The following is a 13,655-nucleotide window of genomic DNA, read 5'->3' as shown; positions in this document are numbered from 1 at the left end:
ATACTTGGACAGCGACTGCCGTCCGCTAGCTGGCGTAAACGCGCCAGTTGATGTTCGGGAAAATGTTGTCCATCAGCTCCAGCGCCTCTAGCTCCTTCTTGTCCACGGTATCGTTTTCCAGCGCATCAGCCAGGTAGTGCAAACGGCTGCAGTGATCACGCACGCGGCGCTCGGCGTACTGGGCCGAGGTGCCATTGCTGACGATGAATGGCCAGTCCGAGCTTTGGGCCAGCACGAGCTCGCGGGCGCATTGCTTGAGCGCGCGGTCGTCCAGCTTTTTCACCGACTTCTTTTGGGCAAATTTCTTCGCGAGGCCCACCATGCGGTCGCCGATGGACGTGATTTGATCGAACATCCAGTCGTTCGCGCCGTTGAGCCAGTACTCAAAGTGCCCCTTGTGCCCCCAGGACGAAGTCGCTGGGTATGCCGTCTGGTGGACGGGATTGCGGTCCAGGTATTTACCGAGGGAAATGGTCTCCAACGAGTTCTGGTCGTAGGCGGCCTTGCGGAGCACGTAGTCGAGCCAAGTCGGGCCTTCGAACCACCAGTGGCCAAAGAGCTCGGCGTCGAACGGCGCCACGATGACCGGCGAGGTGTTCATCACGGAATCCAAGTAGTCGATGTGCGACACGCGTTGGAAGAGGAATTGCGCGGCGTGTTGGTCGGCCTTTTTACGCGCGCTTTCCGGGTCGTAGCCAGCCTTGTGCGAGCCTGGGCCCGTGATGCGGTGGTATTTGATGCCGGTGTCCGAACGGACGTCGCCCGGGAGGAACTTGCGCAGGTATTCGAAGTCGAGCTCGTGCCCGATGTCGCGGTAGAATTCGCGGTAATTTCCGTCGCCCGGGAAACCAGCTTCCGCTGACCAAACTTGCTTCGTGCAACCGTGGTCGCGACCAAATGCCGCGACGCCCGACGGCGTGTAAAGCGGCGCATGCACGCCATAGACCGGCTGCGGCTTGGCGTATTCGATGCCCTCGGTTTCGGTGCAGAAAAAGCGGATGCCGTGGTTGCGAAGACGGTCGTCGAGCCCTGGATAATAGGCGCATTCCGGCACCCAGCAGCCATTCGGCTTGAAGCCCATGACATCTTCAAAATACGCAAAGCCATTTTCCAGCTGGCCTTCCATCGTCGCCGGATTGGCGGATAAATGGGGCATGAAACCATGCGTGCCAATGCAGCTGATGACCTCCAAGTTGCCATTCTCATGGAGCTTGCGGAAACGCTGGGAAATGCGGCCATCACAGTCCTCAAAATACTTCAGTGTGCGGCTGAAATACTCATGGTACCAGCCAGCCAGGTATCTGAAATGCGGGTCATCCTTGAGGCGCTCCTGCTCGCGTTCGCAGAGCTCAATCAACACGCGCATGCGACGCGCATAGCGAGCGCGGAGCAGATCGTCCTCGAGCATAGCCAGCAGCGACGGTGAAATGGAAATCGTCAGTCCCCACGGCACGCCATCGCGGTCGAGCGCGTCAAAGCGTTCCAGCAGCGGAATATAGGTTTCAGTGATCGCCTCAAAGAGCCACAACTCCTCAAGGAACTGCTCAAATTCCGGGTGCCGCACAAACGGCAAGTGAGCGTGCAAGACGAAGGAAAGATAGCCTTTAGCCATTACTTAGCGCCTCCTTTGCTGGAGGTCAGGATGTTGTTGTATAAAATGCAAAGTTCAACCGCGAGGCTATCCAGCGACTGCGGCTGGCTGGAATGGCTCTGCGCAAATCCGCCGCGGCTCATCGGGTTGTGGAACATCTCCTGAAGCCCCCAAATAACCGAGCCGGGATTGTCGTAGACCACCAAGCCGTTCTGCCCGTGGTTGACACAGCCGATGCGAGCCTGGTGTGTGGTCAGCACGGATTTGCCATTCTCCAAGGCCAGGTGGGCCATGCCCTCATCCTGCCAGGTGCGCGCAGGAATCGCCACAAAGTCACACGCGGCGAGCAGGTCCATAAACTGGTCGCGTCCCACGTGGCCGACGAATTTAATGCGGTCGCCGTGGCCGGAATGATGCGCCCGGTGCTGTAGCTCTTCGCGAAGAGGTCCATTGCCCGCGATGACCACCTGCGCCTCGGAATTACTTCCGCAAACGTGCTCCATGGCATTGAGCAGCAGGTCGGCGCCGGCGGCGTGAGAAATCTCACCCGAGAAGAATGCCAGCGGATGGCAGGGATTCAGGTGGTAGCGCTTCTTGACGTCCCCCGGGTCAAAGGCGCGCGGTGTGATGCCCTGGAAAAGGTCCGGCAGAATGACGATGCGGTCTTCGGCAGCCAAGCCGTCGGCAAGAATTTGGTTTCGCAGATCGGCGTGCGCGGTGATGATCCAGTCGGCCTTTTTGAGCGCGGCAGCCTCCTTTTTAACGGCGGCTTCGTCGATCTGACGGCCACGCAGAGCGGCGCGCTCGCGCTCGCTTTCGTGCAGGGTGACGACTAGCGGCACTTTGAGCTTCTTCGCCAGTTTACTGGCTTCAACGACCGAACCGACATCGTGCGCATGGACCAGGCTGGCTTTTTTCTTCGTTTCCTCAGAGCCCTCGTGGAAATGCACACCCAGCGGATCGGCGGCGCTGTGAAGCTGCCCAAGGTAGCTCTTCAGGCGCTCGGCGGCGTCGGGTTGGGGCTCGTCGGCGAAGTAAGCGATTTCCAGGTCTTCGGACAGTGAACCGCTCCAGCTGTGGTGGACACGCTCGAAGGTGCGCGCATCGAAAATGTTTTCCACCGGCATCACGCGCTCAAAGCGCCCGCCGACATACATCCCGCGACTGGAAGACTGCCCCGAGCGGCCGCCCCGGTCCATGAACACGGTCTGCGAGCGGGCCAGCGCGCGGTAGCGTCCATCGCGCAAAAGGAAGCCGGCTTCAGCGATGAAGAAGCGCTCGATACGGTCCGTTTTCCAGTAGTAGTGGCCCGTCAACCCGTTGACATCGATGTCGAACTGGCTGTGTGCGTTCATCCCGTTGAAATCGATCCACGACACGTCGTAGAGACGCAGCGTTTGGCGGGCTCCATTCCACTTGTCGCCTTCCTCGGCCTGCAAGGCGTCAATTTTCGCCTTATCGAGCGACCAATGCAGGTAGGCGAGCCCAGCTTTGATTGGCACGAAGGCTAAATAGTGACCGGTGGGAGTCGGGTTAAATTGTTGGCCGATTTTCCAGCCAACGGAGCGCATGAGCTCCATAGTTTCGGATCCGTAACTCGCTTCTTTCATGTGTGGGTCGTAGTGGGGACGCCAACATCAGCAAGTCCCGTGACAAGGTTCAAGTTTAAAGGCTTTTTTGATAAATTTCCATGTCGGGCAACAGGCTGGCACGGGGCATGCGACATCTTTTAATACACTTGACTCAGTAAAACCTCGAATCATCCTGATCAACTCAATGTCCAGTTCGCAATCACGAGTTGATCAAGACCCCCATATGGCTTTCGACGCCCTATCCAGTCTTTCCGATGTGATTGACAGCCAGGAGATTAAATTTTCGGCGCCACATCAACCCAATTTGATGATCCTGCCAGTGTCACCAGGGCGTATCCATGCGCACTGGGCCTTGAACCCAGAGCTGCTGGAAGAAGGTCGGCAGGTGCTCGGCGTAGGCGATGAAGAAGTAAATCTTATTTTGCGCACCTATAATTTTGGCTCGGAATCAACGAACTTCGCAGAGGCCAATTCCACGAAGGATTTTCCCGTCGAAGGGCTTAACAATAGCGGTTATTTTGACTTACAATCCACGCCGCAAAATGTAGGAGCCGTCGTTGGCTTGAAGAATGCCCAGGGACACTTTCGCCCGCTCGTGCGCGCGGGCTCGGTCGCCCTCCCCCAGCCTTCGGTGAAGCCTGCACCAGCGCCCAGCCCGGAGCCTCAACCGACGCCGCCCGTCAGCCGTCAGGCTAATCCGGAGGTCGCACTGAACGCTCTCAATGAAAGCGCCATTATTGCGCGTCTGCCGCGGCTGAGTAATTTACCGGAAGAGCTGCTCAAGTCTCCCAATGAGCTGGCGTTCTTTAAGCGTGTCGATGGCGAGTCCTTGCCCGAAGCTGACATCGTGCAGCTTCAGCGCAAAGTGGTGCTGGATGAATCCGAGATCCACGATGCGATTATCAGCGGCAACTGCAAGGAGCTCAAGCTGCCTGCGGACGCTGCTACGGACAAGCCTGCTGCCAGCGACCAGCCCCCGGCCAATGCCGAGCTGCCTGACTCTGCGGGCGCTTCGGAGCTCTTCGCCAGCCAATGGGCCGACAGCTGGGATACGCATTCGCCGATCAATCTGCGCGCCGAATTGACCATCAATGGCAAACTCGGCGTCGGCATGAAGCTGGCCCTTGGCGGCAAGCTGATCACCCCGCTGCCCGGCGGACAATTTAAAGTCGTGCGCAAGTTGAGCGGCTTTGCCGAAGTGCTTCCCCTTTTCATCACTGCGGGCATGAGCCCCGTGAACGGCTCGAACGCGCTCGAACTGGCCAAGGATGCGGCGACCGGCCAGCCGCTGCTCGAAATCCACGCATCTGTATCGATTGAAGGCCGCATCAATGATGAGTCTTACCTGAAGCTGCTTCCGCCCGATGTCCCGGTCGACGACCAGGGCTGTTTCTCGCTCCACCGCGCAATGCCCAATGGCGCGCTACTCCTGCCCGGCTTGAGCCTAATTGCCGAAGCGTGACCGCCGCCAAAACTGTAAGCGTTTTATTACACGCGCATTTGCCCTACGGCATGCGCCCGGAGTTGCCCATTTCATTGGAAGAATGCTGGCTTTATGAAGCCGTAACCAACTGCTACCTGCCGCTGTTGGAGCTCATCAGCAGTCTGCCCAAGACAATCGCGCCCATGCTGGCGGTGTCGCTCTCGCCAACGCTGCTGGAGCTCTGGTCGCACCCGCAGTTTGCCGAACGCTACGCCGCGCACATCGACCGCTACACTGCGATTTTGGAGAGGGAAGAAAATGATGCCTCCCTGCCCTTTCAGCGACGCGAACTTGCGCACCACTACCGTCAGCGAGCACATAGCCTGCACTCCGAATTTTTAAGCAATGGCCAAACACTGCCCGACATCTGGGCCAGCTTGGCGCGCGCAGGCAAAGTTGAGCTGCTGACCACCGCCGCGACCCACGCCTTCTTACCCGCCTACCAGCAAACGCCGCTCAGCCGACGCCTGCAAATCCAAGTCGGCGTGGAAACGTTCGAAGCGCACACGGGGCTCAAGCCAACGGGCTTTTGGCTGCCGGAATGCGCCTACTACCCCGGGCTTGAAAACGACCTAGCCGAAGTCGACGTCGAGTGGTTTGCCGTTGAAAACATGGGCGGGCCAACCATTCGCGAGTGTCCCAACGGCATACGCGCCATCGCGCGTAATGGAACTTTGTCCCGCAAAGTTTGGGATGCGCGAGTCGGCTACCCAGGCAATGCACATTATCGAGAATTCCACCACGACGCCGTGACCGAGCTGTCCGCCGAGCAAGCCGGGCTCTACCGCCTACCCAATGGCGACAGCCTCCCGCTCGGCCTGAAATACTGGCGCGTCACCGGCAGCAACGAGAAGGATTGGTACGACGCCTCGCAAGCGCGCATTCAGGCCGAAGCCGATGCCGCGGATTTCGTGTCCGCGCTCGATTCCGTGGGCGATGAATTTATTTTCCTGCCATTCGATGCCGAGCTGTTTGGCCATTGGTGGCACGAAGGTCCGCATTGGTTGCAGGAAGTGTTAATCAAAGGCCAGACCGCGAACGCTATGGATTTTGCCTCACCTACGGCCGCGCTGGCGGCAGTGGAGGAAGTTCCAGTTGAGCAACCTGCCGCGTCCACCTGGGGCCGCCGCAGCGATTATTCATTTTGGATCAACAACGAGACGGACTGGATTTACCCGCTGCTCCAAGCCGCCGACCGCGAGCTGGGCTATTGGCTGGAAGCCATGCCCGTCACGCCATTGCAGCACCGCGCCATCCAGCAATTAACCCGCGAGCTGTTGCTCGCTCAGGCCTCAGACTGGCCTTTCATGCTACGTGCCGGCGCCACCGCCCAGTATGCAGAAGAACGCCTGCGTCGGCATTTGGGCCGTTTTCAATTTTTGCTAAGGCAATTGCGCCAAGATACGATTGATCTCGAGACGCTAACCGCCCTCGAACAACTCGACCCGATTTTTCCTGATCTGAACCTTGAGCCTGACCTTTACTTTCAGGCGTAAATCTACAACCTCAATTAAGAGCCATCACTCTACGGAACCATTTCTAAAGCTGCTGTGAAACAAAAAGCGAATCCTACCGAATCGACCAGCGCCGCCCCCAAGACGTCTGCTCAACCCAAACCGGCCAAAAAAGCCGCCAAGACAACGAAGAAAGTCGCGGCCAAGAAGTCCGCCCCGCCCCCCGCTGCTCCCAAAGCGAAAAAGCGCGGCAAGGACGTCGTTGATTTCGAGGAAATGGCCCAGACCGCCAAGGCCGCTCAAGCGCAGGAAGAGCTCAGCGCATTGGAAGAAGCCGCGCCGATCAATGCTGACCCAACCGTGGCCGAGGGCACGGACCTGCATAACGTTTTCCTGCACGACGAGATTCCCTCGCTTTACACCGTGCACATCACGCCCGAGCTCTCCCCCGTCGCCAAAGTGGGTGGCCTCGCCGACGTCGTTTTCGGCCTGACTTGGGAGCTGCAAATTCGTGGCCACGCCGTGGAGATCATTTTGCCCAAATACAACAACATGCGCTACGACCACATCTACGGTCTGGAGCGCTGCTTTGACGATCTTTGGGTGCCGTGGGGCGAAGGCGCGATCCACTGCTCTGTCTATTTTGGCTACGTTTACGGCCGCAAGTGCTACTTCATCGAGCCGCATTCCAACGATTGCTTCTTCGACCGCAATAAGTTCTACGGCGACCACGACGACACCTTCCGCTTCGCGTTCTTCTCACGCGCAGCCATGGAGTTCCTGCTCAAGTCCGGCAAGCGCCCGAACATCATCCATTGCCACGACTGGCAGACCGGCCTCGTGCCCGTTTACCAGTGGGAAATCTATCACCGCCTCGGCATGCATGATTGCCGCGTGTGCTACACGATTCACAACTTCAAGCATCAGGGCCTCTGTGGCGTGAACCTGCTCGATGCAGCCGGTCTCTACCGCCACGATTACTACCTGGGCCACGAACGCCTCGGCGACTACAATCACCCGGGCACAGTCAACCTGATGAAGGGCGGCATCGTTTATTCGAACTTCATCACCACGGTTTCCCCAACGCACGCGGGTGAAGCCAGAGACAAGGGCCAGGGCTTTGGCTTGGAGCCCGCGTTACACGTCCACGGCGGCAAGTACGGCGGCGTGCTCAATGGCATCGACTACGAGGTCTGGAATCCCGAGAGCGACACCCACATTCCGAGCCACTACAGCATCGAAAACATCGAGGCGAAGTACGAGAACAAGCGCGCGCTCCGCGAACGCCTGCTCATGGCGGACAACGAAAAACCGATCATCGCATTTGTTGGCCGACTCGATCCGCAAAAGGGCCTTGAGCTCGTCCGCCATGCCCTCTTCTACTGCGTGAACCACGGCGCACAATTCGTTATGCTGGGCAGCAGCCCGGACCCGTCGATCGACAGCTATTTCTGGCGTCTTAAGGGTGAGATCAACGAAAACCCGGACAGCCATATCGAAGTCGGCTTCAACGAAGAGCTCGCACATTTGATTTACGCTGGCGCGGACATGATGGTCGTGCCGAGCCGTTACGAGCCTTGCGGCCTCACCCAGCTGATCGCCATGCGCTACGGCACGGTACCGCTGGTCCGCGCCGTGGGCGGCCTGGCCGACACCGTTTTCGACAAGGACTACGCCGACAAGCCCTTGGACCAGCGCAATGGCTACGTTTTCCACAACGACGACTACGGCGGCATCGAAAGTGCTTTATCGCGCGCCATCAGCTGCTATTACATGTTCCCGGACCACTTCCGCAACCTCATGCTCAACGCCATGAAGACGGACTACTCGTGGAACGTTCCGGGTCAGCACTACTTAAACATCTACAACTACATTCGGGCCAAGTAAACTGGCCCGGCCATTATGAGCACTCCATCGCGCCGCATTCATGCTGCCTACTGGACCGCGCCCGGCAAAGGTGTCGTCCTCATGCAGCGCAATTGGGACATCGCTGCTTTTCCTGAATTTTACCTGGATGCCGACGGCTTGGAAATCGGCAAAGTGCAGCGCATGGACCCGGTGGAGCTAGCCAAGTTTACCGGCTTTTATCAGGACGGCGACGACACCGTATTCTGCCTGGACCCAAAGCGCTTTCCACACGTGGATTTCGCCAACAATCCAGTCCGCGTGGCGGGGCCATTTAACAACTGGGGCCGCGACGAAAAAGAAAAGCTTTGGACCCTTGTTGCCGAGGAGGATGCTCAGGGAGAAACCTATTACGCAGTCAAAGTTCCCGGTGGCGTCATGGGCACGGCAACGCATAAGATCATTTTTAAATTCGTCACGCTGGACTGGCATTGGCTCACACCCCTGCGTTGCGCGCCCAACGTCGAATACGACAAGGCCAAAAACGCCAACTACGTCCTCGATCTCAATCGCAGCGGCAACCACGCCTTTGAATTTGAAGTGGCCAATGGCGAGCGCGGCATGGACCGCGTGTGCCGCATCGGTTGGCATGACAAAGGCACCATCCGCAACTTACAGCTCATCAAGCCAGGTCTTGGGTTTTACGACCTGAAAACCGACGCCTTGCTCGGCTCAACGGTCCGTGGCCGCACGACGGTTTTCCGCCTGTTTGCGCCACGCGCGAAGGGCGTCATTTTGGAGCTCTACGACAGCATGGATTGCGAGTTCGTCAACCATTACGACATGGTGCTGACGGAAGATAAACTCTGCTGGGAAGTCACGCTCAAGGGCAACCTCCACGGCTGGTTTTACTCCTACTACGTCGACGGCGAAAACGACGGCATCACGACCGAGTTCATGCCCGATGAGCCGATTCTTGATCCCTACGCCTGCGCGACCGTCAGCCACGATGGCCCGGGCATCGTGATCAACACCTGTCAAATCCGTAAGCCCAAAACCATTAACGAGCCGCCACCCTGGCAAGACCTCGTCATGCTGGAGGTGCACGTGCGCGACATTGCCGCAAAGGCGCCGATGAAAATGCCTGCCGAAGACCGCCTAGGCTTCAAGGGCGTGACGACCTATTTGGATGACGACATGTGCTACCTGCGCACGCTCGGCGCCAACACTTTGGAATTTCAGCCAATCCAGCAATTCGATTCCACGACCAAGGAAGAGTATCACTGGGGCTACATGACCACAAACTACTTTTCGCCCTCGGCGTGGTATGGCACCGACCCAACCAAGGCGACGCAGAACGACGAATTTCTGGACATGGTGGAAACCTGCCACGACCACGAATTGGCGGTCGTGATCGATGTCGTTTACAACCACGTTGGCGTGCCCAATTTCCTCGGGCGCATCGACAAGGCCTACTATTTTTATCTGGAAGCAGACGGCGAATACATCAACTGGTCCGGCTGCGGCAATACGCTCAATGCCGAAGCCGCTATGGCCAAGCGCCTGATGATCGACAGCCTAACCTACCTCGTCGAAGCTTACGATGTGGACGGCTTCCGCTTCGACCTCGCGGAGCTCATTACCATCGAGACGCTCAAGGAAATCGGCGACGCGCTCAAGAAGGTCAAAGAGTCCGTCATCCTCATCGCCGAGCCGTGGAGCTTCCGTGGCGGCATTCAGTGGGATACCCGGCTCGCCGGCTACGCGTTTTGGAACGACGGCTACCGTAGCACGATTGCCGACTACGTGAAGGGCCTCAGCAACGCCGACGCCCTCGCCTATTACATGAAGGGCTGCCTCGACCACATGGCGGCCTGGCCGGCGCAAAGCGTTAACTACACTGCGTCGCACGATGACCGTTGCTGGATCGATAAGATCACGACCAACAACGACCACAATGGAGATCACCCGAGCGAGCTCGACATCCAGCGCACGCACCTTATGGCGGCGATTGGTCTATGCTCCGTTGGCATCCCGATGTTCTCCGAAGGTCAGGACTTCCTGCGCAGCAAGTTGGGCATCAACAACACCTACCAGCGCGGCGACATCAATGCGCTCGATTACGGACGCCTCCAGCGCTACAGCAAAACGCACAATTTCTTCAAAGAGCTCATTGGCATCCGCCGCTCGGAATGGGGCGAACTGCTCCGCCTCTGGGATAGCCCGTCTAACGGCTACCTGCGCGTCTTCAAATCCGACAACGACAAAAACAGCGCCGCGGCCATGCTCTTCAATGCCGATTGCGCACTGGGCCCCCGACAATTCCTGTTTGCGATCAACCCGCACCGCGAATCGCAGTCGATCAATCTCTACGACATCGACGGCATGTATTGGACCTGCCTCGCAAACAATCAGGAGGCGCATTACGAGGGCATCAACGACCACCGCATGGACGGCCACCACCACCGCCTGAATTTGAACGGCATGGACGTCGGCATCTGGGTGCGCGAGTTCCCGCAGGAAAAAGAAGGCTGGCTCTAAAGCTGGCCTAGCCCAGGTAAGTCAGCACCTTTTCAATGGGTGACGTGTAGATGGCCACGGTGTCCAGCTCGTGCTCGTCGGTCGCGTTGCGGAGGGAATTGATGATGCCCTCGACCTGATGCTTGGGCAGCACCATTTGCAGGCTGCCGAGCTCGCGATTGATGCGCACCCCGGCACCCGTCACCTTGCATTCGCTTTCCATGAAGCGGCCGAAAACCGATGTCACGGCCGGCGCGCCAGCCTCCAATGCCGCCGCGACCAACACGTCGAGATTCTTGCGCTTCGTGGTACACGTGATGCGGACGAGATCAAACAGGTATTTACGCGAACGCGTCCCAATGCCGAGAAAACTAAGCGCCCCTCCCGAGGACTTTGACTCGTCCACCAGGTTACTCGTGGCGCGCCAGTCCGCGCAGCCTTTCAGGTCGTCAATGGCATGAATAATCTGGTGAATGCTCGCCGCATGCCGCGCCGACTCCGTAATGCCGGGCAGCTTGATCAAGCCGCGTGAAACCGCCATCTGGTAAATAATCCCCCGCCCCGGCTCAGTCAGGCGGCCCGCCGTAGCCATAGCTTCAAAGACGGCATCGGCGTCCATTTCGTCGACGATGACGCGAATGATTTCCTTGTCCGGATTTTGCGTAAACCGCAGGATGCCCAAGCGGTCGCGCACGCCGCGGCCTTCGCAGTAGTGAATCGTGGGGCCATGCGCTCCAGCCTTGATCGCCGCGCGTGCGACGTTTTCCGAAATCGACGTCTGCACCGTGGCCGCAATGCCCACGAGGTTGCGCTTAAACTTGAGCATGCTCAGGCCTGCCTCCGTATGCTCACCATTTTGCCAAACCGGGAAGTCCGGCGTCGCCACAAACGAACCACAAGGGTGTGTGAACACCGCGCCCGCGCCCGCGAGCCGCAGTTGGCCCAGTGCGACGATTTGCTCCATGATCACGTCCACCTCGTCGTGCGGCAGCAGGAACTGAATAATCTCCTGCTCGGGGCTGATCACGGGCAGCAAAAACTGATACCAGCGGTCCTTCACCAAGGTGCCGCGGGCCCCCAGCTCGAACAAAAAGCGCGCTGGTTTATCGAGCAAAAACTCGGTCACTTCGTTGCTGGTGCGCCGTGGCAGAATTGCCGTGACGATGCACATTTTCTTCTGTTCGACCCAATCACTCATCGGCCAAACCTCCCTCTACATGCTCGGCGGCTTCGGCTTGTTGGCGGACAATCAAGCCCACGATCAGCACGGTTAAAATTGGCCCAACGGACGCCAGCGCCAGCACGCCAAAGCCATCAATCACACCCGGCACATTTGCCCCAATGCCTAGCCCCATCGCGAGCACCAGCGGCACGGTGATCGGCCCCGTGGTCACGCCCGCGCTGTCCCAACCGAAGTTCACGAATTCCTCGGTCGAAATGTAAGTCAGGAACAACAGCAGCAGGTAAGGCGGAATCAACAACCACGCCAACGGCAAATTGTAAGCAATCTTGCAAACGCCAGTTGCAATGCCGAGGCCCACTCCGATCGCGACAGATTGCATGAGTAAATTTTTGCGAAACGCGCCCGCCGTGATCTTCTGCACGGTCACACCTAAGGCATTGAGAGCAGGCTCGGCCAAGGTCGCGCCATAGCCCAGCATGAAGCCAAACAGCACCGCGATCAGCTTGCCGAAATGCTCAGCGTTGACCAAAGGCCCGAAGCTCGCCTCCAAGCCCCAGGGACTGATGGACGCAAAAGCGGCGGGAATATTGCTGCCCAACTGCTCGCCCAACGGCGTAAGTCCCATCGTGATCCCCAGTCCAAACAAGGCCATGCCACCGAGCGCAAAAACAATGCCGACCAACAACTGATCGAGGTCGCGGATGGGCTCTTTGACGAGTAATTTGAGGATCACAAACAGGAAGATCACCAGCGGCACAATGGCCTGCAACGCGCCGAGCAACGCGGTCTTGAATTCTTCCGGAAAGTTCGCCTGTGGATCCCACTCCTCGATGTCCTGAGCCCAGAGCGACGGGTCTTCATGACGCTCGTAAACGATCTGCGCGCCGGACTGAACCAGGCGCCCATTGACCAATTGCGTGGCCCCGCCTTCGAAACTTACAGAGACGTCTTCGGGCAGGTCACCGGTGAGCAGGAACTGCTGGTATTCTTCTTCCGAAATCGGCTCTTCGGCCATGAGCGGCGCCGCCTCCACTTCGTGTAAAAGCGCCGCCGGAGGTTGCGCTGCCTCGACATTGTATTCGGGCAACAGGCTGCTCTCGGCACCGGCGTAATTCTCCGCGCCAATGTAATCCTTGGCCGCGTAATGGTAGAGCCCCAACAACAGCACGGCGATGATCGGAAACAGCGACGCCAGCGTCACGATGCCGAAGCCGGCGTTGCTGGAATCTTCGTCGCCCACGATACGGCATACACCGATGCCCAACGCTAACACCAGTGGCACGGTGACTGGCCCCGTGGTAACGGCACCGCAGTCCCAAGCCAACCCGATAATCGGCCCCAGCACCTCATTGTTGTGCGCAAAGAAAGTTAAGACACAAAGCAGCCCGATCAGCGGCAGGATGAAATTCTTGAGCGACCAACCGCGGAAAAAACGTAGCACACCGAGCAACACGGCACAGCCTACTCCAATAGCGACGCTCATCACGAGCTGTGTCGCGAAGTCGTTCAGCAAGCTGTAAAGCAGCGGTGCGTCGTCTGGTTTCACCCCTGCCCCAGCAGCACGCAGGACGGCAATCGCCGGCTCGGCAAATGTCGCCAGCCCCCCCAGCACAAAGGCAAAGGCCAGGATCGCCGGCAGCTTGGCGTTGCGCGGCAAGACCGCGCCAATGATTTCGCCCAGCGGCATGAGCCCCAGCCGCAAGCCTTCCATGAAGAACATTAGCCCCAGCGCGACGACAAAAACGCCGACGCCGATCATCGCCGCGTAAACCAACGGGACGCCAAGGATCAGAATCTGAAAGGCCGCCAAATAGACGATGATGAACCAGATGCTTTTTACCTGCTCCAGAAACTTGTCTCGGAAGTATGGCGTCAGTAAACGCAGCGTCCCCCGAAGCCCAAGCTTCGGAGAACTCCAGGCCATCGACTGCCCATCCCCCGACATCACGCCCTAAGATCGATAAATTCGCGCCAACGCCAAGCGTAA

At 58.4% G+C, this 13,655-nt stretch carries 8 protein-coding genes; 4 read left to right on the top strand and 4 right to left on the bottom strand.

From position 1 onward, the window contains the following. Positions 1 to 25 precede the first annotated feature (25 nt). Both RBB62_RS07145 and RBB62_RS07140 read right to left on the bottom strand, forming a co-directional pair. Entirely contained in the window at positions 26 to 1,612 is a 1,587-nt protein-coding gene (locus RBB62_RS07145) for a glycoside hydrolase family 57 protein (protein ID WP_309398049.1), read from the bottom strand. Beyond that, the gene (locus RBB62_RS07140; RefSeq protein ID WP_309398048.1) at positions 1,612 to 3,201 is read right to left on the bottom strand and encodes a glycosyltransferase; all 1,590 of its coding nucleotides are present in this window, start codon (positions 3,199 to 3,201) and stop codon (positions 1,612 to 1,614) included. Before RBB62_RS07140 ends, RBB62_RS07145 begins: the two co-directional genes overlap by 1 nt. 205 nt (positions 3,202 to 3,406) lie before the next feature. Between RBB62_RS07140 and RBB62_RS07135 the strand changes: the two genes are divergently transcribed. From RBB62_RS07135 to RBB62_RS07120, 4 genes are read left to right on the top strand one after another with little or no spacing between them, the layout of a single operon-like run. After that, the gene (locus tag RBB62_RS07135; RefSeq protein WP_309398047.1) at positions 3,407 to 4,645 is read left to right on the top strand and encodes a DUF4912 domain-containing protein; all 1,239 of its coding nucleotides are present in this window, start codon (positions 3,407 to 3,409) and stop codon (positions 4,643 to 4,645) included. Next, complete coding sequence (locus tag RBB62_RS07130) at positions 4,642 to 6,162, top strand: 1,4-alpha-glucan branching protein domain-containing protein (protein WP_309398046.1); 1,521 nt, start codon at positions 4,642 to 4,644, stop codon at positions 6,160 to 6,162. The genes RBB62_RS07135 and RBB62_RS07130 overlap by 4 nt, the downstream gene beginning before the upstream one ends. 54 nt (positions 6,163 to 6,216) lie before the next feature. Then, positions 6,217 to 8,007, top strand: a complete 1,791-nt coding sequence (locus tag RBB62_RS07125; RefSeq protein ID WP_309398045.1) for a glycogen synthase — start codon at positions 6,217 to 6,219, stop codon at positions 8,005 to 8,007. A gap of 15 nt (positions 8,008 to 8,022) precedes the next feature. Continuing rightward, positions 8,023 to 10,506, top strand: coding sequence for an alpha-amylase family glycosyl hydrolase (locus RBB62_RS07120; protein WP_309398044.1), 2,484 nt, complete (start codon positions 8,023 to 8,025; stop codon positions 10,504 to 10,506). Between the two features lie 7 nt (positions 10,507 to 10,513). Here the strand turns inward: RBB62_RS07120 and RBB62_RS07115 are convergent, their stop codons facing one another. Both RBB62_RS07115 and RBB62_RS07110 read right to left on the bottom strand, forming a co-directional pair. Continuing rightward, positions 10,514 to 11,683, bottom strand: coding sequence for a P-II family nitrogen regulator (locus RBB62_RS07115; protein ID WP_309398043.1), 1,170 nt, complete (start codon positions 11,681 to 11,683; stop codon positions 10,514 to 10,516). After that, positions 11,676 to 13,613: a DUF1538 domain-containing protein gene (locus tag RBB62_RS07110; RefSeq protein WP_309398042.1), complete on the bottom strand. Its 1,938-nt coding sequence runs from the start codon at positions 13,611 to 13,613 to the stop codon at positions 11,676 to 11,678. The genes RBB62_RS07115 and RBB62_RS07110 overlap by 8 nt, the downstream gene beginning before the upstream one ends. Between the last annotated feature and the right edge of the window lie 42 nt (positions 13,614 to 13,655).

The organism is Cerasicoccus maritimus (assembly GCA_031296935.1).
Taxonomy (GTDB): domain Bacteria; phylum Verrucomicrobiota; class Verrucomicrobiia; order Opitutales; family Cerasicoccaceae; genus Cerasicoccus; species Cerasicoccus maritimus.
The sequence above is the reverse complement of the archived record's forward strand: the minus strand, read 5'-3'. Positions and strand labels throughout refer to the sequence as shown.

Coding starts and splice junctions, on each gene's coding strand:
- RBB62_RS07145 (WP_309398049.1), bottom strand. CDS start 1,612: ATGGCTAAAGGCTATCTTTCCTTCGTCTTGCACGCTCACTTGCCGTTT.
- RBB62_RS07140 (WP_309398048.1), bottom strand. CDS start 3,201: ATGAAAGAAGCGAGTTACGGATCCGAAACTATGGAGCTCATGCGCTCC.
- RBB62_RS07135 (WP_309398047.1), top strand. CDS start 3,407: ATGGCTTTCGACGCCCTATCCAGTCTTTCCGATGTGATTGACAGCCAG.
- RBB62_RS07120 (WP_309398044.1), top strand. CDS start 8,023: ATGAGCACTCCATCGCGCCGCATTCATGCTGCCTACTGGACCGCGCCC.
- RBB62_RS07115 (WP_309398043.1), bottom strand. CDS start 11,683: ATGAGTGATTGGGTCGAACAGAAGAAAATGTGCATCGTCACGGCAATT.
- RBB62_RS07110 (WP_309398042.1), bottom strand. CDS start 13,613: ATGTCGGGGGATGGGCAGTCGATGGCCTGGAGTTCTCCGAAGCTTGGG.